A 25,154-nucleotide genomic window follows, 5' to 3' on the forward strand; every position below is an offset into this window, starting at 1 on the left:
ATCCGTGGGCCTTGCGACTAGGATGCGGTGGTTGGCAGCATCTTGAAATCTATTAGGTAGTTACGTGTTTTCGCATCATGTTAGTTATTGATTGACCAGCCTGGGCCGACAACCGGATAAGCTTTACCCAGCTCAGCTTCGATAGCGGCATGTTGGGCTGCTTTTTTCTCTCTTTCCTGCAAATATCCCACCAGACTGACCTGATAACGACGGATGTTTTCGACATAGTTATAAGCCTCATGGCCACGGGCGTAGCCATAAGTGGTACTTGGGTAGTAGCGCTTTTGACTCAACATCGGTAGGCGCATTTTTACATCAACCCAACTGTCTGGATTACCATTCTGATTTTTAGTCAGGCGACGAGCATCCAGCATATGACCATAACCCAGATTATAGGCAGCCAGCGCGAACCAGATGCGCTCATCTTCTGGAATACTCTCCGGCACTTTTTGCATTAACCGCTGCAAGTAAATGGAGCCACCTTTAATACTCTCCTCAGGATCAACCCGGTCTTTAACCCCTAAACCATTTGCTGTGGCGCGGGTTAGCATCATTAACCCCCGCACGCCAGTCGGTGAGGTGGCTTGTGGGTTCCAATGGGATTCCTGATAAGCAATTGCCGCTAGCAGTTTCCAGTCAATTTCCCCGGCATGTTTTTCAAACAAGGATTGGAAAGAGGGCAACACACTGTCGATGGCTGACAGGAATGTTTTGGTATCGACATAATCAAAGCTACCGACATGGCCGAGATATTTTTCCTCCAGCCGCGCCAGACTACCGTCTTCAACCATCTCGCTGTAGAAATCGAGCATGGCGGCATACAGGCTATCATCGTCCCCCTTCTGGAAATACCAGGTTACTGGCTCTTCATCCGTAACATCAAAGGCAACCGCTAATTGTGGATGGATGCGTTGCAGTAGGGCAATGGTCACCGAATCACCCAGGGTATAGTCAAGTTTGCCGTCCGCGACCTGTTCCAGTAACTCTTTGCCAGAACGATCAACGGATGATCCCCAGTTAAGGTCGGGATATTTGCTCTGTTTAAGTTGTTTGAGGGTGGTCATATGGGCTGATCCAGAGGCGACAATCAATTGGCCCTTCAGATCACTGAATGATTTTGGGCGTGGTTTACCCAATCGGTATACTAACTGTTGCGAGACTGAATAATAGGCAGGGCCGGTACGCGCCCGATTAAGACGTTCACGGTTATAAATTAGCCCGGCAGCCAGCATGTCTGCATCATCGTTATCAAGTGCATCAAACAAGTCATCAATATTATGATGAGGGGTAATGACGAGCTTAACCCCCAGATAGTCCGCAAAACGGTTGGCTAGCTCATAGTCCAGACCGGAAGGGCCATCCTTTCCGGTAAAGTAGATAAGTGGTGAGCTAATCGTGCTAACACGTAGCTCGCCACGGGCTTTTATACGGTCTAGTTGTCCTTCTTGACTACTGCGCCAGGGAATATTGGGCCACAGCGCGAGGGCCAGAAGTAAGGCAACTACACCGATAACAAAGTAATTTAATTTTATGCGCGTCAAATAGTTATCTCTCGGCAGCGCTCTTTATCTGTGTGTTGTGAAGTAAGAATCGACATGGTTAAAACCCCAGTGGAGTGGCATTTTGCGCAACAAATCGTCAGTGTGCAACTTTATTGCGAGCTTATTTATTCAGTATTGGTGTTCTATAGATAACGACAATTTCTGACTCAATTATTAATAATAGCTACGCAAACGGTTTCGTCGGAGGCGTAGATTCACTATAATGCCCGCGTTTTCCCCTGTTTTGCGCCAATAAATGCTGCGCCCAATGAAGTGCTGTTCCAGTCGCTTCGAAGAGAGAGAAACTTAGATTATGGAAATACTGCGTGGTTCGCCCGCTTTGTCGGCTTTTCGTATTACCAAACTGCTGTCCCGTTGCCTGGATGCTCACCTTTTGGTGAGTGATATCTACGCCGAATATGTTCACTTTGCCGATGTTAGCGCTCCGTTAAGTGCTGATGAACACGCCAGGCTCCAACGGCTGCTTAAGTATGGACCCTCTCTCCCTGAACACGCGCCAGAAGGGCGTTTGTTACTGGTTACGCCAAGGCCGGGGACCATTTCTCCGTGGTCTTCCAAAGCGACGGATATTGCGCACAACTGTGCGTTGCCACAGGTTCTGCGTCTGGAACGTGGCCTGGCTTTCTATATTCAAGGCCCAGACCTGAATGAAAGCCAATGGCAACAATTGTCGGCGCTGCTGCATGACCGCATGATGGAAACGGTATTCACCGATTTGCAGCAAGCAGAGCAGTTATTCTCTCATCATCAACCCGCCCCAGTACAACGGGTGGATATCTTGGCGCAGGGCCGCAGTGCACTGGAGCTGGCTAATATTAAGCTGGGCCTGGCTCTTGCTCCAGATGAAATTGACTATTTGCTGGCCGCCTTTACCGGTCTGGGGCGTAACCCGACCGATATTGAGCTGTATATGTTTGCTCAGGCAAACTCTGAGCATTGTCGGCATAAAATCTTTAATGCAGATTGGATAATTGACGGTGTTTCTCAGCCTAAAACACTGTTTAAAATGATCAAAAATACCTTTGAACACACACCGGATTACGTATTGTCAGCCTATAAAGACAATGCGGCGGTGATGGAAGGTTCTCAGGTCGGGCGCTTCTTTGCTGCACCTGATAATGGCGTTTATGATTACCATCAGGAAGCGGCGCATATTCTGATGAAAGTAGAAACTCATAACCACCCGACGGCAATTTCACCCTGGCCGGGTGCTGCTACCGGGTCTGGTGGCGAAATCCGTGATGAAGGTGCTACCGGGCGCGGTGCTAAACCTAAAGCCGGTTTGGTGGGTTTCTCTGTTTCTAACCTGCGTATTCCCGGTTTTGAACAACCGTGGGAAGAGAATTTCGGTAAGCCGGATCGTATTGTGACTGCGCTGGATATCATGACCGAAGGTCCACTGGGCGGCGCGGCCTTTAACAACGAATTTGGCCGTCCGGCGCTGCTGGGCTACTTCCGTACTTATGAAGAGCGCGTCAACAGTCATAACGGCACTGAGTTACGTGGCTACCACAAACCGATCATGTTGGCTGGTGGCATCGGTAATATTCGGGCCGACCATGTACAAAAAGGCGAGATAACGGTCGGTGCCAAGCTGGTGGTGCTCGGCGGCCCGTCGATGAATATCGGTCTGGGTGGCGGCGCGGCCTCTTCCATGGCATCGGGTCAGTCAGATGCGGATCTGGATTTTGCTTCGGTACAACGTGATAACCCGGAAATGGAACGCCGCTGTCAGGAAGTGATTGACCGTTGCTGGCAGTTAGGTGACCACAACCCGATTCTATTTATTCATGACGTCGGTGCAGGCGGTTTGTCTAATGCCATGCCAGAACTGGTCAGTGATGGTGGTCGTGGCGGCCGTTTTGAGCTGCGTGACATCCTCAATGATGAGCCGGGCATGAGCCCGCTGGAAGTGTGGTGTAACGAGTCTCAGGAGCGTTATGTTCTGGCTGTTGCCCCCGCGCAGATGGCTCAGTTTGATGAAATTTGTCGCCGTGAACGTGCGCCCTATGCCGTTATAGGTGAAGCCACGGAAGAAAAACATCTGACACTGAATGACCGCCACTTCGATAATCAACCAATTGACATGCCTTTGGATGTCTTGCTGGGTAAAACGCCGAAGATGCTGCGTGATGTCACCCGCCTTCAGGCACAGGGTGATGCATTGCAACGTGCTGAGATAAGCATCGCTGATGCGGTCAAACGGGTGATGCATTTACCGGCAGTGGCAGAGAAAACCTTCTTGATTACCATCGGTGACCGTAGTGTGACCGGCATGGTGACACGTGATCAAATGGTTGGCCCGTGGCAGATTCCGGTGGCCGACTGTGCGGTTACCAGTGCCAGTCTGGACAGCTACTATGGTGAAGCGATGTCATTGGGTGAACGTGCGCCAGTGGCATTGCTGGACTTTGCCGCCTCAGCCCGCCTGGCGGTAGGCGAAGCACTGACCAATATCGCGGCCACTCAGATTGGTGAGCTAAAGCGCATTAAACTGTCAGCTAACTGGATGTCAGCAGCCGGTCATCCGGGTGAAGATGCCGGTTTGTACGAGGCGGTGCGTGCGGTGGGCGAAGAGCTATGTCCTGCGCTGGAGATTACCATCCCGGTGGGCAAAGACTCCATGTCGATGAAAACTCGCTGGCAGGAAGGTGATGAGCAGCGCGAAATGACCTCGCCGCTCTCTCTGGTCATTACTGCTTTCGCCCGTATCGAAGATGTTCGCCATACGGTGACACCACAGCTACGCACTGATAAAGGCGATAACGCGCTGTTACTGATTGATTTAGGTGCCGGCCACAATGCTCTGGGTGCAACTGCCCTGACGCAAGTCTACCGCCAGTTAGGTGATAAACCTGCTGATGTGCGCGATGTACAGCAACTGGCTGGTTTCTTTAATGCGATGCAGCACTTAGTGGCCTCTCAGGCATTACTGGCCTATCACGATCGCTCTGACGGCGGCTTACTGGTGACACTGGCTGAAATGGCCTTTGCCGGTCACTGTGGGGTGCAGGTTGATATTCACACCTTGGGTGATGACGCGCTGGCGGCGCTGTTTAATGAAGAGCTGGGAGCAGTGATTCAGGTACGTGCTGAACAGCGTGCTGAGGTGGAAAAAGTTCTGGCAGACCACGGTCTGGCAAACTGTATTCACTATCTGGGCCGTGCTGTTGAGGGTGATAGCTTCGATATTCGCAGTGGTACTGAGGTGGTATACCGCGAGAAACGCAGTACTCTGCGCTTGTGGTGGGCAGAAACTACCTGGCAAATGCAGCGCCTGCGTGATAACCCTGATTGTGCTGATCAAGAGCATCAAGCGAAACAGGTTGAAACTGATCCGGGCCTGAATGTCCAACTGACCTTTGATCCCGCAGAAGATATTGCCGCACCTTATATCATCAAACAGGTACGGCCAAGAGTGGCAGTCTTGCGTGAGCAGGGGGTTAACTCCCACGTTGAAATGGCAGCTGCCTTCCATCGTGCTGGTTTTGATGCAATCGACGTGCACATGAGTGACCTGCTGGCAGGCCGAACTGATTTGCAATCGTTCCAGACCTTAGTGGCCTGTGGTGGTTTCTCTTACGGTGATGTGCTGGGCGCGGGTGAAGGTTGGGCAAAATCGATACTGTTTAACAACCGGGTTCGTGATGAGTTTGAAGCTTTCTTCCATCGCCCAGAAACATTGGCATTGGGGGTCTGCAACGGTTGTCAGATGATGTCTAATCTGCGTGAACTTATTCCGGGAGCCGAACATTGGCCACGCTTTGTCCGCAACCTGTCTGATCGCTTTGAAGCGCGCTTCAGTTTGGTTGAAGTGGCCAATAGTCCATCACTGTTTATGCAAGAGATGGCCGGATCTCGCCTGCCAATTGCTGTTTCTCACGGTGAAGGGCGAGTCGAAGTGCGTGATGCGGCCCATCTGGCGCTGCTTGAGCAGAACAATCTGGTGGCATTGCGCTTTGTGAATAATCAGGGTGAGGTGACCGAGGTTTATCCGGCTAACCCAAATGGTTCTGCTAATGGTATCACTGCGGTGACGAGTGCCAGTGGACGGGCAACGGTGATGATGCCACACCCAGAGCGGGTCTTCCGCACCGTCAGTAACTCCTGGCATCCAGAAGAGTGGGGCGAAGATAGCCCGTGGATGCGTATGTTCCGTAATGCGCGTAAGCAATTGGGTTAAGTGAATCGGCTTTGATTGTGATAACAGGGGCATCAGTTGATGCCCCTTTTTTACGCATGCTGATAAGGGTTTAAGATATATTCATTTATCTTTTATAACTTGAGTCATACCCAGTGGTCTGATTCGCTAGTGTCATATGAAAGGTTTTGCTAGAAATCTGGTGGTTGGTCGCCAATCCTGTAACAACCAATCGATAGTTTCCAGGTGGTAAGTTCACTAAAAACAAGGTCATATTCTTAGAGCGATTATCGATAAGTGTCGCGGTCTGTGTTTTCTCATCATCATATTGATCATAGAGATAGGTCGTAATTAGTAGGTGATCAAGCGTTGTTACCGTCATCGGTATCTCAGCCAAACTGTTTTCGAGCCAATAATGTGTTTGCACGCCATGTACGGAAAAATTATCAGTGAGAATATGACTATTATTTATCAGTATTGGTTTTACCCGTAAATCTTCAAGGGTTATGGGTTGTGCCATTGCAGATAAATTGATCAACATAATGTTGGCGAGAATCATAAGACTGATTTTCATATGAGTACCTTCCTAATGATAAGTTGTGAAACTCCAAGGCAGATACCTGTAAATCACCTTATGGGCATAAACAATTGCCAGTGTTTTCTTTTGCTGCATTTTGGCGGTTTCTTGTCGGTACCTGAGCCAGGTAATCAACGTGACTCATTCTTGTAAATTATTAAACATCATAATTTATAAAGTAATAATGATTTAAACAGCATGCTTCCAAAGGGAAGAGTAACGGGCGGCTAAAAGATGCGCGGATAATTAAATGCCATTATGTTTTTTAATTTACTGATTTTAAATGGTTTTATTATTTTGTCGGTAAATTGCGACAATAGCCCTGTAACCTGTCTCAAATAGGAGACATATAAATAGTTGATTTACATCATTTTTATTTAATAAGAGGATTGCTGTCGGGGATTGGCGACAAAACGGCAGTAATTGATGCAAGTTGGCGGGCATTACGTGGATAATAATCGGTATGATAAGTTTATTTTTCTTTTAAATCATGGCTTTAATTTATTTTTAATAAACTTGGCACGCAAGCTGCATTATTACTTACAGTTGCTCATTCAACTTATTATGATAGTCCCGCAGTTAAGCGGAATATGCGCTTCATAAATCATCGAATGATGCCTAAGACTGGTACCTATCGTCCACCAAACCGATATCGTGTGAATTCACTTTATCAAACATCGGACGACACGTTGAGTGAGGTACCGCCTATGTCCTGCTGTGATGAATGGTTCATCAATTTTGGACATGTTTGGATGCTATTCGTCTCATCCTCCCGATGATTGCTTCGGCTTCATCAAACTGGAGACGATGCTTAAGGGCATCCACATATTCTGCGACGGGGCAATTTATTGCCCCGTTGTCACATCTATACCCGTCATACTTCAAGCTGCATGTGCGCTGGCCGCCTCCCGCAACTCGAATTATTTAGGGTATATTATGGTCAAAGATAAGCTACGCTCTCCGTTTTTACTGCAAATAACAATAAAAGCAGGTCTGATGATGATTCTGACGATAATGGATAAGCCGCATTAATTAAAAGCACTTAGCTCAAAGCCAGGTGCTTTTTTTTTATCTCAATCAAGAGACGTTGTTCCTGGTACATACCCAATAGATTTCAAGTTGCGGGCAGGCGGAAAACGAGATACAAATCGGTCGGGAACCGATTTGAACAGCATTTATGCTCGCCCGCAGGGTGAGCCTCATTAATCCCGATGAGCTGACATAAGTCAGTGATTCGGGTTATTGAGTGCAACCAACACACCTGCAACTTAAAAAATGACGGGTAATTGTGCCACAAGCATTGTAATCCTCACGCAGTCAGTTAGCATCACCACAGCATGATAGGTAATGAGATGATTTCGTTGAAAAGATGGCGTTTATTTCCCCGTTCTTTACGTCAATTGGTACTCATGGCATTTCTGTTGGTGCTGCTACCTTTATTGGTGCTGGCATACCAGGCTTATCAAAGCCTTGACCACCTTAGCACGCAGGCGGCTGACATTAATCGTACTACGCTGGCAGATGCGCGGCGCAGTGAGGCGATGACCAGTGTGGCGCTCGAAATGGAGCGTAGTTATCGCCAGTACTGTGTATTAGATGATGCAACACTGGCAAAGTTATATCAGCATCAACGTAAACAGTACGCTCAAATGCTTGATACGCACGCCCCTATCCTGCCAGATGCCCGTTACTATCAGACTCTGAGCAGTTTACTGACACAACTTTCTGATATTAAATGTAAAAATAGTGGCCCGGAACAAAATGCGTCAACACTATTAGAGCAGTTTTCCCGCTCCAATGCCGAAATGGTACAGGCAACGCGCGATGTGATTTTCTCCCGCGGTCAGCAATTACAAAAAGATATTGCCGAACGTGGGCAATTCTTTGGTTGGCAATCCCTGTTGCTGTTTTTGGTCAGTGTGCTGTTAGTGGTGTTATTTACCCGGATGATAATTGGGCCGGTTAAAGGCATTGAGCGGATGATTAATCGCTTAGGTGAAGGGCGACCATTAGGTAATACGGCGCTATTTAAAGGGCCACGCGAGTTACGCTCACTGGCACAGCGTATTATTTGGCTCAGCGAGCGCTTAGCGTGGTTAGAGTCACAGCGCCACGAGTTTTTGCGCCATATCTCTCATGAATTGAAAACACCACTCGCCAGTATGCGCGAAGGGACCGAATTGTTAGCGGATGAGGTTGCCGGGCCATTGACGCAAGATCAAAAAGAAGTTGTGGCAATCCTTGATAACAGCAGCCGTCATTTGCAATTATTGATTGAGCAATTATTAGACTATAACCGTAAACTGGCAGATGGCCCCGGTGAACATGAGAATGTTGAACTGGCGGAAATGGTTGAGGATGTTATCTCAGCCCATAGTTTACCCGCACGGGCCAAGACTCTACATACTGAGACTGATCTGCAAGCGGACATTTGTTGGGCAGATCCGACATTATTAATGCGGGTATTGGATAATCTCTACTCCAATGCGGTGCACTATGGCGAGGAATCCGGTACCATTTGGATTCGCAGCCGTCGGGTGGATAACCGCGTACAAATTGATATTGCCAATACCGGGGCGCCGATCCCTATGTCCGAAGAAACCATGATATTTGAGCCTTTTTATCAGGGAAGCCATCAGCGAAAAGGGGCCGTCAAAGGTAGTGGGTTGGGGCTGAGTATTGCTCAGGACTGCATCAGACGTATGCAGGGCGACTTGCAACTGGTGGCTGTTGATTACGCTGCGGTTTGCTTTCGTGTTGAATTGCCATTAACCGCCGAGAATGAATGAATAATGTACAAATGGTCTATGAGCAGCATTATTAAAAAGACCGTCTTTTTATCATGTCCGACATCAACTGCGGCAGCTATGCCCGCGGGCAAATCTGGTACGGGTATTTTTTGGCGAGCATTGTTGCTGGCCCCACTCTTACTTACCGGATGTACTGATAATCCAGCCAGTAGCCGTTTTTCACAAGCAGTGCAGTTGGTCATACCGGAAACGAAAATCGTTGATTATCGGACCTTATCCTGCGATGTGCTGTGGGATCTTGATGATAAAGAGACACTGGAGAACTCCCTGTACTGGCTACGGGCAATGGACTGTGCAGAGCGTATGGGGTCTACTCAAGCGCGAGCATTAGCGAAGTCATTGCCGGTAGTGGCATGGCCTTCGGCCTTCAAGCAGGGCATTTTAGTCAGCAGTGCCGAGCCTTCAATGGCGGAACGTCGTCAAGTGGTTGAGCGTTTGAACAGTTATAGCCAAAGCGTCCCTGGCGCGGTGCGTCCACTGATTCAGCTATGGCGTGAGCAACAGGTGCTGCGCATCTCTCTGGCAGAAGAGCGCATTCGCTACCAGCGCTTACAGGACGAATCGGACACCCAGATTGATCGCCTGCGAGAAAGCCAGGTCCGGTTGCAATATAACTTACTGGATACTACCCGTAAGCTGGAAAACCTGACTGATATCGAACGGCAGCTTTCATCACGCAAGCAGTTGCAGAATGAAATTCCAGAAACGGATGTGGATAGCAAACCAGCCGTCGTGCCGAAACCGCTAGAAGCTAAACCACAGCCCAAAGTTGAGCCAGCTAAACCGGTTGAAGCTAAACCGACCGAAACTAAACCGACCGAAACTAAACCGGTTGAAGCCAAACCGACCGAAGCTAAACCGGTTGAAGCTAAACCGACCGAAGCTAAACCGACCGAAGCTAAACCGACCGAAGCTAAACCGGTTGAAGCTAAACCGGTTGAAACCAAACCGGCAGAAACCAAGCCGACAGCGCCTCAAGCTGATACTAAACCGGCCCCACAATCGGTAGAAAAACCGGCTGATACTTATACTCCGCCAGTGGTACCACCAACGGATGTACCACCTGCCACCAATAAGGAATCTCATGACGCCACGCAAACCGGCCAATCTACTGCTGGTTGATGACGACCCCAGCTTACTTAAGTTACTGGGGATGCGTTTAACCAGCGAAGGGTTTAATGTCACCACGGCTGAAAGCGGCCAGGAAGCATTGCGTTTGTTAATGCGTGAAAAGATAGACTTGGTTATCAGTGACTTGCGTATGGATGAAATGGACGGCATGGCGCTGTTCGTCGAAATTCAGAAACATCAGCCAGGTATGCCAGTGATTATCCTGACCGCCCACGGCTCTATCCCTGATGCGGTGGCTGCCACCCAGCAAGGGGTGTTCAGTTTCCTGACCAAACCGGTTGATCGCGATGCTTTGTATAAAGCCATTGATGCAGCTTTAGAGCTTTCTATTCCTGCCGGTGATGATACCTGGCGTGAAGAGATAGTGACCCGCAGCCCGGTTATGTTGCGCCTGCTGGAGCAGGCCAAAATGGTGGCGCAATCTGACGTCAGTGTGCTGATTATCGGGCAAAGTGGAACCGGTAAAGAGGTTCTGGCGCAAGCTATCCATGCTGCCAGCCCTCGGGCGAAAAAAGCCTTTATTGCCATTAACTGTGGCGCATTGCCGGAGCAGTTATTGGAGTCAGAACTGTTTGGTCATGCCAAAGGCGCATTTACCGGTGCGGTCAACAGCCGTGAAGGGCTATTTCAGGCCGCAGAAGGCGGCACGCTGTTTTTAGACGAAATCGGCGATATGCCGCTGTCTTTACAGGTGAAATTACTGCGAGTGCTGCAAGAACGCAAAGTACGGCCGCTGGGCAGTAACCGTGATTTAAGTATCGATGTGCGGGTCATTTCAGCCACCCACCGTGATTTGCCTAAAGCCATGGCAAAAAATGAATTCCGCGAAGATCTCTACTATCGTTTGAATGTGGTGAATCTGAAGATCCCGGCACTGCATGAGCGCTCAGAAGATATCCCGCTGCTGGCTAATCATCTGTTACGTGAATCAGCTAAGCGGCATAAGCCCTTTGTCCGCAGTTTCTCAACTGATGCTATGAAGCGGTTAATGACCGCCAGTTGGCCGGGTAACGTGCGTCAATTGGTCAACGTGATTGAACAATGTGTGGCACTCACCTCAGCTCCGGTCATTAGTGAAGCATTGGTTGAGCAGGCACTGGAAGGGGAAAACACGGCATTACCAACCTTTGTTGAAGCTCGTAATCAGTTCGAATTGAATTATTTGCGTAAGCTGCTACAAATCACCACCGGTAATGTGACCCAGGCTGCCCGGATGGCGGGGCGTAACCGTACCGAGTTTTACAAGTTATTGTCGCGCCATGAGCTGGATGCCAATGATTTTAAAGAATAACTTATACCCGTCATACTTCAAGCTGCATGTGCGTTGGCTGCTTTCGTTACTCGGCCCATCCATCGGCCTCGCCTCTACGAGGCCGCTGCAAGCAGCGTTCAAATCTGCTCCCGGCAGATTTGTCACCCGAATCATTGACTGGCGTCAACTCATCGGGATTTACTCGATTGCCGCCTTCCTGCAACTCGAATTATTTAGGTTATATATTATTTATCAATAAAATGTTAGCTACAGGCACACTGATAACCGAGTTTAAATACCCATGAGCAGAAAACTTTCCATTGCATTAGCCCAGTTGAATTGGCTGGTTGGCGATATTGAAGGCAACACTGAACGTATGTTGCAAACCTTAAATGAGCAGCAGAAGGCGGGTGCCTCACTGGTTATGTTCTCCGAGCTGGCTTTGTCCGGTTATCCGCCAGAAGACCTGCTGTATCGTGATGATTTTTATCAACGTTGTGAAGCGCAACTGGATCGTTTGCAGGCGGCAACGCAGCATACGGCGATACTGGTGGGGCATCCGTGGCGCGAAGAGGGCAACTTGTATAACGCATTGTCCCTGTTTGCTGACGGCAAATTGCTAGGGCGCTATTTTAAACAACAATTGCCTAACTACGGTGTGTTCGACGAAAAACGTTACTTCTCTGCCGGTCATGAAAGTTGTGTTGTGGAGCTGAACGGTTATCGTTTGGGGCTGCTTATCTGTGAAGATTTATGGTTCGATGGCCCGGTAGACGCCGCTAAAGCTGCCGGTGCAGAGGTGATATTGTCGATCAATGCCTCGCCATATAACCGTGAAAAACCGTATATTCGTAAAACTCTGATGGCAGCACATTGCCAGCGTACCGGGTTGCCATTGGTCTATCTCAACCAGATTGGTGGGCAGGATGAACTGATTTTTGATGGTTGCTCCAAGGTATTCGATGCGGCGGGTAATATGACGCATCGTTTGGCGGCTTTTGCGGAACAGACCACCTTATTGCAATTGAATGAGTGCAATGTGGTCCCTATGACGGCCCCTGTCGCAGAGTTACCGCCATTAGCGCAAGTGTATGAAGCGCTGGTGTTGGCGGTGCGTGATTACGTGACCAAAAATGGGTTTAATGGCGCGGTGCTGGGCTTGTCCGGTGGGATTGACTCGGCGCTGACACTGGCGATTGCAGTTGATGCGCTGGGCAAAGATAAAGTCCAGGCATTGATGATGCCATTCCGCTACACCTTAGATATCAGTATTGCGGATGCTAAAGAAGAAGCTGAAATTCTCGGTATTGAATTTGATGTACTGTCCATCGAGCCGATGTTTGATGCTTTTATGGGCCAACTGGCACCGATGTTTGCCGGTACAGGGCGCGATACCACGGAAGAGAATCTACAGGCACGCTGCCGCGGTGTCGTATTGATGGCCTTGTCTAACAAGCGTCGCAGTATTGTATTAACTACCGGTAACAAAAGTGAAATGGCGGTGGGCTATGCCACGCTGTACGGTGATATGGCCGGTGGTTTTGATGTGTTGAAAGATGTGCCAAAGACCTTGGTGTTTAAACTGTCGGAATACCGTAATACCGTCTCTTATGTGATTCCACAGCGGGTGATTACTCGCCCGCCATCTGCTGAGCTGGCTCCTGATCAGAAAGATGAGGACAGTCTGCCACCTTATGATATTTTGGACGCTATTCTCGAAGGGTACGTCGAGCAGGATAAGTCGGTGGCTGATTTGGTCGCAGACGGTTTTGATGAAACTATCGTGCGTAAGGTCATTCGCCTGGTAGATATCAATGAATATAAGCGGCGTCAGTCGGCTGTCGGGCCACGTATTACTGCCCGCAATTTTGGTAAAGATAGACGCTATCCGATTACATCAGGCTTTGGCCGCAAGAATTGGTAAAACAGGGATTCACCATGAAAAAAATTGACGCGATTATTAAGCCATTCAAACTGGATGATGTCCGTGAGGCATTGGCTGAAGTCGGTATCACCGGGATGACAGTGACAGAAGTAAAAGGTTTTGGTCGCCAGAAAGGGCATACCGAACTGTACCGTGGCGCTGAGTATATGGTGGATTTCCTGCCAAAAGTAAAAATAGAAATTGTGGTTGCTGACGATATTGTCGATACCTGCGTTGAAGCGATTATGCAAACGGCCCAGACCGGTAAAATTGGCGACGGCAAAATCTTTGTCTTTGATGTCTCTCGTGTGGTGCGTATCCGCACCGGTGAGCAAGACGAAGAAGCGATTTAAATTCTGGATATTTAAGTCATCAATAAAAAGCCCGTTTCGTTTCCACGAACGGGCTTTTTTACTCTCTACGCAGCACCCCTGCAACGTCAAGTACCAAGGATTTATGCTGGAACAAATAACCCCAGCCAGTAGAACAGGTTCAACACGATACCGGCAAGAATCACCGCCACCACTGGTGCGGCAATCTTCATCACCGGGCGACCAATGGCTTCATTCAGGAAATATAAGGCGGTAGTGATAGTGAAACCGGTATAACCGGCCATCTTGATCGACGCAAAAATTGCCCCGATTAACAGCGCGTATTCCATCAGCAAGTTCATGGCGTTACGGATATTATCAGACGCATTACGTACTGACGGGAAGCGGCCTAACCATTTTCCGATGGAACGCAGCATTAGCACTTCCAGTGATATCACCACTGCGCCGATTATCCCTGCCAGTAAGGGGTTTGGAACCAGATAACCGACCACAAACACGAAAGTGAAACCTGCAACGGCATAAACACCGGTCGCCAGTGCCGTAGTAGCAATCAGCGGCACAAATCCGAGGCCACGCATAAACTCAGCCAGTGATGCCTGATGGATTAATGCCAATGACTCTTCCGGCGTGATACCCGGCGCGTAAGCTTTTGCCAGTGTATAAATTGATACTTCGCTACCACCAAAAATCTTCATACTGGCGACGGCTGAAATTAATCCACCCACTACCGCCAGCATCGGCAAGTTCTTAATAATTCGCTGGGTTCGCTCTTCAAATACCGAGTGTCCGCCACCACCTCCCAGGTGGGTTTTTGCCCGTAAGTCTTGGGCAATGGCAATGCCGATAAGCAGAATCATACCGACAAAAATTTCAATTGATTCAGGGAATAGCCCGGTGAAACGGGTAATCAGCAGACGGGTCAGCAGCACGATAAAGGCGGAAATAACCGCGGTCTTCCAGCCAAATTGGTAGAAAATAGCCACCAATGGGAATAGGGCAAAGGCGGATATCACCGGGCTACTCAACTCCCCCAGAGAACCGATAAAATTCACTGGTAATGAGGTGAGCGCAGTATTAACTGCCGGTAAGCTGGTAAGGGCCAAAATACCCCACGCAGCACCCAGAGCAAATGCCAGATAGCTATTGATTGCCAGCACACCAATGATGTCAGTCGGCAAAAACAGTAACCAGGAATTAAGTAAGCCGGTCGAGAGGGTAAATGAGATACCGACTGAGGCGATAAAACCCACACTCAGACCGAAAGCAATACTCCCCGCTTCACGGCGGCTCATATTCCCTTCAACCAACTGTGGCAAAATAGGGCGGATACCGTCATGAAACACGGCAACGGAACGGTGAGAAAGCAGCGCGGTCATCCCTGTCAGCAGAGCAACCACAACAATATGAATATAATCCACGGTGGTGTCCCCTTTAGCGCAACTGTGTAATCAGCAGTGGGATTGCATGTTCAATATGTTCGACGGATAAGCCAAATGCCACTTTGCCCTCAGTCACCAACTTCTCTATTTGCTCAGGTTTCGCCTTGATTCCAGGCTTGGCGATAGTGGCACTTTTGTTATAACCAATAATCGCGATAGCCATTGATAATGCCGCTCCGGCACCGGTGTTACAGGCACCGATATAATAGTCCAATTGGCCTTCTTTCACTTTGATAGCCGCATCCATGTCCGAGAGAATAAATGTCTCAAAGATATTAGGTGCCGTCTGCTCAATCATTTCGCGTATTAACTCTCGTTGCAGCCCGGCAATGCCAATCTTCTTCATAATCACTTTCCTTGCGTGGCGAAAAATTTATTAGGATTGTGGCGCAACATCATTTCCACCTGAGCGTGGGAAATCCCTGCGGCCAGTAACATGGGAACAAACGAATCAACTAAGTAACTAAACCCGCTACCGCCATTGGCTTTTAAATGTGAGCGACGGGTGATATCCATCGACAACATGACTCTGTCCAGCAACCCGCGTTCAGCCAACGCCACTAACATCGCGACCCTGCGTTGGTCCGGGAAATAACTATTTTTACCTATGGTGTCGAATTGGACATACACGCCCATCTCGATCATTTGCACAATAAGATCAGTTTGCTCTTTCAGGTCACAATGGCCGATAACGACGCGATCGAGCGGGACACCATGTTGTTTGAGTAGTGCAATTTGCTGCAATCCCATGGTACTGAAACTGGTATGGGTTGAGATGGGCAGGCCAGTTGCATGATGAGTCAGTGCTGCGGCATGAAACACTTTCTCCTCATCAGGGGTAATAACCCCTTCGCTGGTCCCTATCTCGGCAATGACGCCCGCTTTTAGTGCCGTGCCATCAATACCTGTCTCGATCTCATCAATCATGGTTTGTGCCAATTGCTGTGCGCTACTTTCACGCACCCTCGGCGGGTAAAAACTGTCAGTGTAATAACCGGTTGATGCGATGATATTTATGCCACTGTCACGCATCAGATTCAATAAAAACTGAGGGTTACGGCCCATGTATCGGTTGGTCACTTCGATGATGTTCAGCACCCCTTTACTCACCAGTTCACGCATTTCGTCACAGATCGGCTGATATTGATCGAGGCGACAGTCCAGATTATTTTTAAATCCAGACAAATCAATGTGGAGATGCTCGTGCGCGTAGGTGTATCCGTTAGGATTGATCATCGGGTAGGCTCCGAAGAAAGTCAGTGTGTAAGACTATCATGGGTATACATTAAATAAACTAACGTATTGGTCTGATAGCTTTTTTATTGATTAACCCAGCCTATTACCCTGGCTGTCATAGCAGCCAAGAATGCGGGGAGTGCCACTTTGAATGCCATCTATCAAGACGACATCACTACGAGTTACAAATATCTGGGAGCGGAAACACATAATAACCGGACTACCAACTGGGAACTGGCCCGCCAGACGCAGACAATAATCGATACTGTCATTATCAATCGGTAATACTGAGGATTGGCTAAATTGGTTATCGTGCCAAATTAACGCATTTTGCAAATGGCCACGGCGATAATAACCGCCGCCAAATACATAGCTATTATCAGCAAAATGATGGGAAATCTCGGACAGATATAGCATAGATATCTGTTCTGGCTGGTCGCCATGCTGATTGGTGGGCATGGTTCCGGTGAGCGCATGGCCGGGTTCGCTGTGTGTTATCCCTAATTGGGCCAACTCGGGGAGGGTGGTACAACTAGTTGCTGAGGGGGCATTTAGCTGTTCAATGGTGACACCTTCTGCTTGCAGGGTATTCCGTGCGGTCAATAAAGTTCGCATGTTGGCTGTTGGCAAAGTTTGCCGCAACTGGGGGTCATACACCATGCAAGGGAAATGCGTTATTCCAACCAATCGTACGCCCGGCATCTCTCGTAGAGCCGCAATGACAGCCGGTAAATGATGTAACTCGAATCCCGCTTCTTGCCCTGAATAGAGCAAATCTCCTGATTGGCAAACCTTCAACATTATGGGTTGGATAATATGTTGGCGATGCGCCGCCTGTGATATCTCCACTGCCTTCTCCAACGAGAAAACAGTAATGACCTCTGGCCGCTGGCGCACTATCTCCTCGACCATTGCTGAGGGCGGCTGCACTAAATGACCTACATGGGCGACAGGAATAGCATGGCGGTAGAGCTGCCGCGCCTCCTTAAAATCAACCGCGACCATTCCCTGAAAACCACATGCCAGCAGACGGCGGCATAGTTCAGGGTTACGCCCGAACTGTTTACTCATCAGATACAGTTTTATCTGGTACCGACTGGCGGTTTCAACCAGTAGACGGGCATTAGCCTCAGTTTGTTCGACGTCAATAACATAGCTGTCTGGATAAATTTCCCCCTGTTGCCAATATGATATAGCGGCATCGATTAATTTAGTATTTTGTTTTAAAAGGGTTTTTAAAAACATTTGATGTCCTAAGGGCGCCCGAGGCAGAATTATTTTGCTAAATTATTATTATTTTGAATATTTAGTGAAAAAAGACCCTGATGTTGTTTATTTAACGATACTCCCGCGAAGCCCATTTCAGCGCAGCGGAGGGACGTCACTAGAAAGGTATAGACCGTAAAGGTTCGCGAGTAAATATCCTATTTCGTTTTCTGTCGGTTTTAGTGAAAAATAGGCCAATAAATCCTGATTGATCTCACGGATATAGTGAATTTCTTCACTTTGGGTAATTTCCGCTAATATCGCCGGATCCAGGGCATGGATCTCTTCGCCCCGGCGGGTGCGCATTAATGCATTCGCCATATGGGTAATGGCCATCATGCCCTGCTCACCCCTAACCGGTAGCTGCCAAAAATTCTCTAAACGGTTGATAACTTGGTCTAAACCTTGACCAATATCGGTATCGATAACCCCTGATTGACACAGAATATTAAGACGCGCATCAATACAAATTTCCAAAGAGTTGGCCTCCTGAAAATGGCTTAGTTTGCAGCCAGGCAAATAATATTAATAGCGAGGCTCTATCTCGCCATTCTGTACTGCCCGCTGATGGTTAAGCAACAATGTCTCATTGATGCCTTTTTCCAGTAATAATTTGATCGGATGGTTATCTGGCCGGATGAGGATCACCGCCTGAGAAGCCTGAATATATCGCTCATCACCTTGTAATTTGATCGCCTGCAAGTGTTCATGAGGAATATCTTCGGCCAGATTCCAGATAGCAGCATCAATATCACCACGGTTAATATGTGCGATACAGTCACTATAAGGTAATTCAACCCGCTCAATGGGTTGGCCAGCAAATTTAATGTCAGTCAGCAAACATTGGTCAGGTGAGCGCGGGTCCAATCCTACCCGCTGGATTTTGTGCTGCTCACCAGGGCGGCAAATAAGCTGGTGGCCATCCACGTAAGAGCCATTACCCAGATTTAATGCCAGTGACACTTTCCCTTCGTTCAGATAACTTTTCGCTGCCAGATGCGACACGACGGCCATATCGTAGACACCATCTATCAGGCATTCGATACGCACTTCGGCCCCACGCATATGGGCAAAATAGAGCGGAAGTAGGGTGAATTGTTCTCTTAAGCCGCTGGCCAGGCCTTCATAAAGCTTGGTATAGGGCAGTGGCATGGCGCATACCATATTACCTAAATCAGCCTGTTGCAGTAACTGCGGCATATTCAGGTCGATAAGCAAGGTACCATTACGGCCTCGACGCTCAACGATGATAGCCCCATCAGCTTCCAGTACTTTTAATGCGTGCTGAACTACACCGACTGAGATACCGAAATCTTCTGATAATTCATCGATGGTTTTAAGTCGATTACCGGGGCGCTCACCAATTAAATAGCGCGCCATGGATACCAATGCCAACCCTTCTTTTTTTATGAATTTCTTACTCATGGTAGGTCAATTCAGCCTTATTTCACTCAGCAATAAATTCTATTACCGGGTAATAAATAGTAAGGGGATAATTGTAGCCACACTATTAATTTTAGTTGTATGGATAGCTAGACATTCATCCGAATGTCTCATCGTGGCAATATTAAGGTAGGATATATGAGATCTATATCACGTTCTACCAAATTTAAACGTAATAACCAGATGGTTTTTTTAGAACAGAAATAGAGGAGAGGCTGAGCAGCCTCTCGATGATAAATTCAATAGTTAGATGACTTTATGTGGGCCGAAACACTCATAATGTATATGCGCGGATGCTACCCCTTGCGCCAATAACTGGCGGCCAGCATATTGCATAAATGCCAGCGGGCCACAGAAATAATAATGTCTATTGGGATCGGCCGCCAGCCACTGATGTGAACTGAGATCCATCAGCCCTTGGCTGTGATAATCATCACCGGCACGGTCCTGAGCGGTGGGTTCGCGGTACCACACGTGGCGGCTAAGATTCGGCATATTCTGTGCAATAGTCGCGACTTCATCGGCAAACGCGTGTACCCGGCCATTTTCAGCGGCATGTAGCCAATGTATCGGCGCTGCATGTTGGTTATCATGAAGGGTATTGAGCATACTTAACATTGGCGTCTGGCCGACACCGGCAGAAATCAATGCAACAGGCGTTTCTGGTGAGATATCGAGAAAGAAATCGCCACGAGGGGGAGCGATACGTACACTATCTCCTTCGTGCAGTTGCTGGTGTAAATAGTTAGAAACTGTGCCTTGCTCTTCGCGTTTCACCGCAATACGGTAAGTCTTGCCATTGGGTGCCGCAGTCAGGGAGTATTGGCGGATTTCCTGATATTCAAGTTGTTCATCTTCAATATAAATTCCCAGATATTGCCCCGGTTTGAAATCCAATACCCGGCCACCGTCTTCCGGCGCTAACACAAAGCTGCAAATCACCTCGCTCTGCATCTCTTTTTTAATGATACGAAAACGGCGTAAGGTCCGCCAGCCACCGGTGCTGGCCTCTCCCTGCTGATAAATCTGACTTTCTCGCTGAATAAAAACATCTGCCAACACACCATAGGCCTTACCCCAGGCATCTAACACTTCCTGGCCGGGGGAGAACATCTCATCCAGAGTGCTGATCAGATGATGGCCGATAATGGCATAGTGCTCAGGTTGAATATTCAGGCTGGTATGTTTCTGAGCAATACGCTCAACAGCGGGCAGTAGTGCCGCCAAATTATCGATATTGGCTGCATAGGCGCAAATCGCATTAAACAGAGCTTCACGCTGATCGCCATTAAACTGATTACTCATATTGAAAATGTGCTTCAGCTCAGGATTGTGCTCAAACATGCGATCGTAAAAATGTGCAGTGAGTTTGGGGCCGGTGGCGGCAAGTAACGGAATGGTGGCCTGAACTGTAGCGATGGTTTGGTTATCTAGCATGGTGTGCTCCTTATTCCCGTGGTATTTGGCGTCACAGCGGTTTTGTTACTCGGCCCATCTACGAGCCTCGCTGTCACGCTAATTACTTTGGGTATTATAGTGTGTAAATCAATACATGTATTTTAAATGCATCTTATAGATTGCACCCTAATTTGTAAATGCAGATTCCACTTATAAGGGATTACCTTGACGTGTCAGCTCACAGAATGTGAAAAAATCACATGATGAATATGAGGATAATTCCGTTGCACTGGATGAAGTCTGAACAGGTCAAAGCCTTACGCAGTCTGAAGCCAATCGTTTGCGTAAAAACCTCTGTCAAGACCTATCTTAACGGGGGGGAAACAGTTTACACTGTGGGCTAGAACCCAAACGGGTAGCCCACTATACCCTTCGTACTTGAAGCTGCAGCGGTGTTCGCTGCTCTCACTCACCCGAATCACTGACGTGAGTCAGCTCATCGGGATTAATGAGCCTCAAAGAGGCTCACCCTGAGGGCTAGCATAAATGCTGTTCAAATCGGTCTTCAACCGATTTGTCGCTCATTGGTTGCCTAGCTGCACCTCCAATGACTTTGGGTATAGGTATAACTTGTTAGCTAAGTCAGGAGAGCCGGATGTTAAAGCGTGAAATGAACATTGCCGATTATGATGCAGATTTATGGCGTGCAATGGAGCAAGAAGTGGTGCGCCAGGAAGAGCACATTGAGCTGATTGCCTCTGAGAACTACACCAGCCCGCGTGTTATGCAGGCGCAAGGTTCTCAGTTGACGAATAAATATGCTGAAGGTTATCCAGGCAAACGTTACTACGGTGGCTGTGAGTATGTTGACGTTGTTGAGCAACTGGCCATTGACCGTGCTAAAGCGTTGTTCGGTGCCGATTACGCTAACGTTCAGCCACATTCCGGTTCTCAGGCAAACGTCTCTGTTTACTCTGCATTGCTGCAACCCGGTGATACTGTATTGGGGATGAACCTGGCCCATGGCGGCCACCTAACCCACGGCTCACCGGTTAACTTCTCCGGTAAACTGTACAATATCGTACCTTACGGTATCGATGAATCTGGTCAGATTGATTATGAAGATCTGGCGCGTCAGGCCGAAATTCATAAACCAAAAATGATTATCGGTGGCTTCTCTGCTTATTCCGGTATCGTTGATTGGGCAAAAATGCGTGAAATCGCTGATAGCATCGACGCATGGTTCTTTGTGGATATGGCTCACGTAGCAGGTCTGGTTGCTGCTGGCGTTTATCCTAACCCGGTCCCACATGCACATGTCGTTACCACGACCACGCACAAAACATTGGCTGGCCCACGTGGCGGTCTGATCTTGGCGAAAGGCGGTGATGAAGATCTGTATAAGAAACTGAACTCTTCTGTTTTCCCTGGTAACCAGGGTGGCCCATTGATGCATGTTATTGCCGGTAAAGCGGTAGCATTGAAAGAAGCCATGGAGCCTGAGTTCAAAATTTATCAGCAACAAGTAGTTAACAATGCCAAAGCGATGGTGTCAGTGTTCCAAGAGCGCGGCTATAAAGTGGTTTCTGGCGGTACTGAGAACCACCTGTTCCTGTTGGATCTGGTGGATAAAGATATCACCGGTAAAGACGCCGATGCCGCTTTGGGCCGTGCGAATATTACCGTGAACAAAAACAGCGTACCTAACGATCCGAGAAGTCCGTTTGTGACTTCAGGTGTGCGTATCGGTAGCCCAGCGATTACCCGCCGTGGCTTCAAAGAAGCGGAATCTCGCGAACTGGCTGGCTGGATGTGTGATGTGTTAGATAACATCAACGATGAAGCAACCATTGAGCGCGTGAAACAGAAAGTACTGGCTATCTGCGCCCGCTTACCGGTTTACGCATAATATTGCTGGATATCGTTAAGCTGTAATGAAAACCCGCGAATGCGGGTTTTTTTATATCTAATATTGATATCTGTAGCGTGAATGTAACGATGCGATAGCGGCCGCGCAATCTGTTGTTACTTTGTAAATCACCCTATTTAAATGTGAAGCTCATCCCAAACTGTATGTTTGCATAATTACAACATTGCCAGCGGAAGAGGCCTCTGTCACAGTATCGGGCTGAGCCTGGAGGGATTCATGGTATTGCAATCAACACGTTGGCTGTCGCTCAGCTATTTCACCTATTTTTTTTCTTATGGCATTTTCCTGCCTTTTTGGGGCATCTGGTTACAAGGGGAAGGCATTCCACCGGAAACCATTGGTATCTTGTTGGGTGCAGGCTTAATCTCCCGTTTCCTTGGCAGTCTGATCATTGCCCCCAGCGTCAAAGATCCTTCTCATCTGGTTACAGCAATCCGAATTTTGGCACTACTGACATTGGCCTTTGCGGTGGGTTTTTGGTTTGGTAATGGTTGGGCCTGGTTGATGGTGGTTATTGCGGGTTTTAACCTGTTTTTTGGCCCACTAGTGCCACTGACCGATGCGTTGGCAGCCACCTGGCAGAAACAGATAACCATGGATTATGGCAAGGTCCGGCTGTGGGGGTCACTGGCTTTTGTTATCGGTTCGGCATTGACCGGTAAGCTGGTCTCTGTTTGGGGCCACACGGCTATTCTCTATAGCCTGACTTTCGGTATCGCCGCCATGTTACTCGGGGCGTTACTCAAACCCAGTATTATGCCGCAGGGTGAGATTAAACATCGTAATGTTGTCGCCACCCACTGGAAAGTATTACTGTCTGAGCCACAGGTCTGGCGTTTTTTACTCTGCGTGACCCTATTACAAGGTGCGCATGCCGGTTATTACAGTTTTAGCTCTATTTACTGGCAAGATGCTGGTTATTCCGCCGCCACCATTGGTTATTTATGGTCGTTGGGCGTGGTCGCTGAGATTCTGGTGTTCGCATTTAGCAATGTACTATTTCGCCGCTGGACTGCCCGCAGCTTATTACTGCTTTCGGCGATCACCGGGATAGTGCGCTGGAGCTTAATGGCATCAACCACCGAATTGCCGTGGTTGATCTTGATTCAGATTTTACATTGTGGCTCGTTTACTGTCTGCCACTTGGCAGCCATGCGTTTTATTGCCGCGCGACGTGGGCCGGATGTGATCCGTTTACAGTCAGTTTATTCTGCACTGGCGATGGGCGGGGGAATTGCGGTCATGACGGTGATCTCCGGTTTCCTGTTTGAGCATTATCAGGGAGGGGTGTTCTGGGTTATGGCATTGATTGTGATCCCGGCACTGTTTATTCGCCCTCGGGTAGTGCCGAGTCAGCCAGAGTCTGCCAGTTAAGGCAGCTCCAACACACTGCGTAACTGCTTGTTTTGTTGCTCAGTGAGCGGTAGTAGTACCTGAATCAGCGGGGGCGTTGATTCAGGTTGCCGTACGGCATACGGTGTGAGCACCACAGTAGTGCCGGGCGGGGCACCTGATTGCAGATAAACGTCGTGGGGCAAATATTTAATATGTAATGGCAGTAAGGTTAACTCACGTACCTGCTGTTCCACTTGCTCTTCCAATTCTGGATTATTCCGCGTCAGCAGTAAAATCTGCTTTTCCTGTAATGCATTTTCCTGCATCAGCCAGGCACCAAAGCTAATGGCAATCAGACCGACTTCGTCGACAGAGAATTGAATCTGATATTCCTGTTCAAAAGTAGCCAGCGCCTGTCGCGTGGTTCGTAACAGCCGCGGGTATTTTTGGATAACTTCTTCCAACAAAGAATTATCAATCCCGATATTGAAATAACAGCGCTCAATTGCGGGAGCGAGATGGGCAAAAAGTTGGCTGATCAGTGCTTCATTGCTACTAAGTGTCATCCCTGAAAGTTGCTGAAAATGCGTGATCAATTGGTGAATGGCGTTGATTAGACGGGCATCTTCCGCTGATTGAGTGCTGTGATAGCTGTGTGCTTTAATCATCGTTAGCATCAGAATCAGCATATCCCGTTCAACTCTATTCAGCGCATGACCTAATAATGGATTAAATGAATCAAACAAGCTGTCAGCCGCTGCCAGTGCGGGTTTGCATTCTAACCACTGCTGCTGGGTGGGTGATAATTCTGGCAACACCTGCTGTCGATTTTCCCAAGCACAATAAGCCAAATACAGTTGTAAAAACTGACGGTCTCTTTCATTTAACTGCCGACTGAGATGGGGTTCACATTGGCTGATTATCTGTGGCAGATGCTGCGATAGTAGCGTGTTATCCCATGACAAAGCCTGATACAGATGGGGAGCAAACTGGTTCTCAACGAAATGCGGGCAATAGCGTAACCCACGCCGTAGCCAATGAATTAGGCACAGTCTTTTATCAAGATGGCTACCGTGAATCAGACAACTATCGTCACTATCGGCGCTGAGCTGCAAATGGTAGAAACGCTGGATTTCATTAGCAACCTCGGTTATATCTTGCCGGGTAGTCGCTAGCCCGACGCCATTGAATTGGCTGATGGTGTCCAGTTGTACCTTGTGTGCAGGCATGAATAGCATCAGCACCATATGGCAGCGTCGTTGTTGACCGGATAGCGGTTGATCGGATAACTGGGGCACAGAGGGAGTGTCCAAGCTCATATAACCTTCCGTGATGAATGTGTTGTTGTTTATCAGGCTTAAGCATAGCAAAAGAGATT

The 25,154-nt window shown here is 48.4% G+C and carries 18 protein-coding genes; 8 read left to right on the top strand and 10 right to left on the bottom strand.

All coding sequences use genetic code 11. The features are described from left to right. Positions 1-80 precede the first annotated feature (80 nt). Positions 81-1,541: a membrane-bound lytic murein transglycosylase MltF gene (gene mltF, locus V1956_RS07980; protein ID WP_372559691.1), complete on the bottom strand. Its 1,461-nt coding sequence runs from the start codon at positions 1,539-1,541 to the stop codon at positions 81-83. Positions 1,542-1,854: 313 nt separating this feature from the next. Between mltF and purL the strand changes: the two genes are divergently transcribed. Continuing rightward, positions 1,855-5,745, top strand: coding sequence for a phosphoribosylformylglycinamidine synthase (gene purL / locus V1956_RS07985; protein WP_442824995.1), 3,891 nt, complete (start codon positions 1,855-1,857; stop codon positions 5,743-5,745). Between the two features lie 85 nt (positions 5,746-5,830). On the opposite strand, the gene V1956_RS07990 is transcribed toward purL, so the two are convergent. After that, a complete protein-coding gene (locus V1956_RS07990) occupies positions 5,831-6,277 on the bottom strand; it encodes a hypothetical protein (RefSeq protein ID WP_372559689.1) in 447 nt (148 codons plus the stop codon). A 1,355-nt stretch (positions 6,278-7,632) separates the two neighbouring features. On the opposite strand from V1956_RS07990, the gene V1956_RS07995 reads away from it, so the two are divergent. The 5 genes from V1956_RS07995 to glnB all read left to right on the top strand — a co-directional run bounded on the left by V1956_RS07995 (position 7,633) and on the right by glnB (position 13,750). Further along, the gene (locus V1956_RS07995; RefSeq protein ID WP_372559688.1) at positions 7,633-9,069 is read left to right on the top strand and encodes a sensor histidine kinase; all 1,437 of its coding nucleotides are present in this window, start codon (positions 7,633-7,635) and stop codon (positions 9,067-9,069) included. 78 nt (positions 9,070-9,147) lie between these two features. Next, a complete protein-coding gene (gene qseG / locus V1956_RS08000; protein WP_442825790.1) occupies positions 9,148-10,212 on the top strand; it encodes a two-component system QseEF-associated lipoprotein QseG in 1,065 nt (354 codons plus the stop codon). Continuing rightward, positions 10,175-11,512 (top strand): two-component system response regulator GlrR, encoded by a 1,338-nt coding sequence (gene glrR / locus V1956_RS08005; protein ID WP_442824996.1) that lies wholly within the window; start codon positions 10,175-10,177, stop codon positions 11,510-11,512. The genes qseG and glrR overlap by 38 nt, the downstream gene beginning before the upstream one ends. A gap of 262 nt (positions 11,513-11,774) precedes the next feature. Then, complete coding sequence (locus tag V1956_RS08010; RefSeq protein ID WP_420074488.1) at positions 11,775-13,397, top strand: NAD+ synthase; 1,623 nt, start codon at positions 11,775-11,777, stop codon at positions 13,395-13,397. A 14-nt stretch (positions 13,398-13,411) separates the two neighbouring features. Beyond that, positions 13,412-13,750, top strand: coding sequence for a nitrogen regulatory protein P-II (gene glnB, locus V1956_RS08015; RefSeq protein ID WP_002231018.1), 339 nt, complete (start codon positions 13,412-13,414; stop codon positions 13,748-13,750). A gap of 101 nt (positions 13,751-13,851) precedes the next feature. On the opposite strand, the gene V1956_RS08020 is transcribed toward glnB, so the two are convergent. The 7 genes from V1956_RS08020 to hmpA form a co-directional block, all read right to left on the bottom strand. Then, positions 13,852-15,147, bottom strand: a complete 1,296-nt coding sequence (locus V1956_RS08020) for a YhfT family protein (protein WP_083163153.1) — start codon at positions 15,145-15,147, stop codon at positions 13,852-13,854. Between the two features lie 13 nt (positions 15,148-15,160). Continuing rightward, positions 15,161-15,514: a DUF2620 domain-containing protein gene (locus tag V1956_RS08025; RefSeq protein ID WP_442824997.1), complete on the bottom strand. Its 354-nt coding sequence runs from the start codon at positions 15,512-15,514 to the stop codon at positions 15,161-15,163. A 2-nt stretch (positions 15,515-15,516) separates the two neighbouring features. Then, complete coding sequence (locus V1956_RS08030; RefSeq protein ID WP_420074487.1) at positions 15,517-16,404, bottom strand: phosphotriesterase-related protein; 888 nt, start codon at positions 16,402-16,404, stop codon at positions 15,517-15,519. A 90-nt stretch (positions 16,405-16,494) separates the two neighbouring features. Further along, on the bottom strand, positions 16,495-17,649 hold the full coding sequence (locus V1956_RS08035; protein ID WP_372559684.1) for a YhfX family PLP-dependent enzyme: 1,155 nt from the start codon (positions 17,647-17,649) through the stop codon (positions 16,495-16,497). Positions 17,650-17,766: 117 nt separating this feature from the next. Then, positions 17,767-18,147, bottom strand: coding sequence for a PRD domain-containing protein (locus V1956_RS08040; RefSeq protein WP_372559683.1), 381 nt, complete (start codon positions 18,145-18,147; stop codon positions 17,767-17,769). Positions 18,148-18,195: 48 nt separating this feature from the next. Further along, positions 18,196-19,095, bottom strand: a complete 900-nt coding sequence (gene yhfZ, locus V1956_RS08045; RefSeq protein ID WP_372559682.1) for a GntR family transcriptional regulator YhfZ — start codon at positions 19,093-19,095, stop codon at positions 18,196-18,198. A 264-nt stretch (positions 19,096-19,359) separates the two neighbouring features. Next, positions 19,360-20,550, bottom strand: a complete 1,191-nt coding sequence (hmpA, locus tag V1956_RS08050; RefSeq protein ID WP_420071477.1) for an NO-inducible flavohemoprotein — start codon at positions 20,548-20,550, stop codon at positions 19,360-19,362. A gap of 616 nt (positions 20,551-21,166) precedes the next feature. Here hmpA and glyA point away from each other — a divergent pair. Together glyA and V1956_RS08060 are read left to right on the top strand one after the other, a co-directional pair. Then, the gene (glyA, locus tag V1956_RS08055) at positions 21,167-22,420 is read left to right on the top strand and encodes a serine hydroxymethyltransferase (protein ID WP_372559680.1); all 1,254 of its coding nucleotides are present in this window, start codon (positions 21,167-21,169) and stop codon (positions 22,418-22,420) included. A 237-nt stretch (positions 22,421-22,657) separates the two neighbouring features. Then, a complete protein-coding gene (locus V1956_RS08060) occupies positions 22,658-23,815 on the top strand; it encodes a 3-phenylpropionate MFS transporter (protein ID WP_372559679.1) in 1,158 nt (385 codons plus the stop codon). Here V1956_RS08060 and csiE read toward each other — a convergent pair. Further along, entirely contained in the window at positions 23,812-25,095 is a 1,284-nt protein-coding gene (csiE, locus tag V1956_RS08065) for a stationary phase inducible protein CsiE (protein WP_442824998.1), read from the bottom strand. The genes V1956_RS08060 and csiE overlap by 4 nt on opposite strands. Positions 25,096-25,154: the final 59 nt, after the last annotated feature.

Source organism: Yersinia sp. 2540 StPb PI, from assembly GCF_052217165.1.
GTDB lineage: Bacteria > Pseudomonadota > Gammaproteobacteria > Enterobacterales > Enterobacteriaceae > Yersinia > Yersinia enterocolitica_E.

Excerpts from the sequence above, each read along its gene's own strand:
- purL (WP_442824995.1), top strand. The coding sequence starts at position 1,855 with ATGGAAATACTGCGTGGTTCGCCCGCTTTGTCGGCTTTTCGTATTACC.
- V1956_RS07990 (WP_372559689.1), bottom strand. The coding sequence starts at position 6,277 with ATGAAAATCAGTCTTATGATTCTCGCCAACATTATGTTGATCAATTTA.
- V1956_RS07995 (WP_372559688.1), top strand. The coding sequence starts at position 7,633 with ATGATTTCGTTGAAAAGATGGCGTTTATTTCCCCGTTCTTTACGTCAA.
- qseG (WP_442825790.1), top strand. The coding sequence starts at position 9,148 with ATGCCCGCGGGCAAATCTGGTACGGGTATTTTTTGGCGAGCATTGTTG.
- glrR (WP_442824996.1), top strand. The coding sequence starts at position 10,175 with ATGACGCCACGCAAACCGGCCAATCTACTGCTGGTTGATGACGACCCC.
- V1956_RS08010 (WP_420074488.1), top strand. The coding sequence starts at position 11,775 with ATGAGCAGAAAACTTTCCATTGCATTAGCCCAGTTGAATTGGCTGGTT.
- glnB (WP_002231018.1), top strand. The coding sequence starts at position 13,412 with ATGAAAAAAATTGACGCGATTATTAAGCCATTCAAACTGGATGATGTC.
- V1956_RS08025 (WP_442824997.1), bottom strand. The coding sequence starts at position 15,514 with ATGAAGAAGATTGGCATTGCCGGGCTGCAACGAGAGTTAATACGCGAA.
- V1956_RS08030 (WP_420074487.1), bottom strand. The coding sequence starts at position 16,404 with ATGATCAATCCTAACGGATACACCTACGCGCACGAGCATCTCCACATT.
- V1956_RS08035 (WP_372559684.1), bottom strand. The coding sequence starts at position 17,649 with ATGTTTTTAAAAACCCTTTTAAAACAAAATACTAAATTAATCGATGCC.
- yhfZ (WP_372559682.1), bottom strand. The coding sequence starts at position 19,095 with ATGAGTAAGAAATTCATAAAAAAAGAAGGGTTGGCATTGGTATCCATG.
- hmpA (WP_420071477.1), bottom strand. The coding sequence starts at position 20,550 with ATGCTAGATAACCAAACCATCGCTACAGTTCAGGCCACCATTCCGTTA.
- glyA (WP_372559680.1), top strand. The coding sequence starts at position 21,167 with ATGTTAAAGCGTGAAATGAACATTGCCGATTATGATGCAGATTTATGG.
- V1956_RS08060 (WP_372559679.1), top strand. The coding sequence starts at position 22,658 with ATGGTATTGCAATCAACACGTTGGCTGTCGCTCAGCTATTTCACCTAT.
- csiE (WP_442824998.1), bottom strand. The coding sequence starts at position 25,095 with ATGAGCTTGGACACTCCCTCTGTGCCCCAGTTATCCGATCAACCGCTA.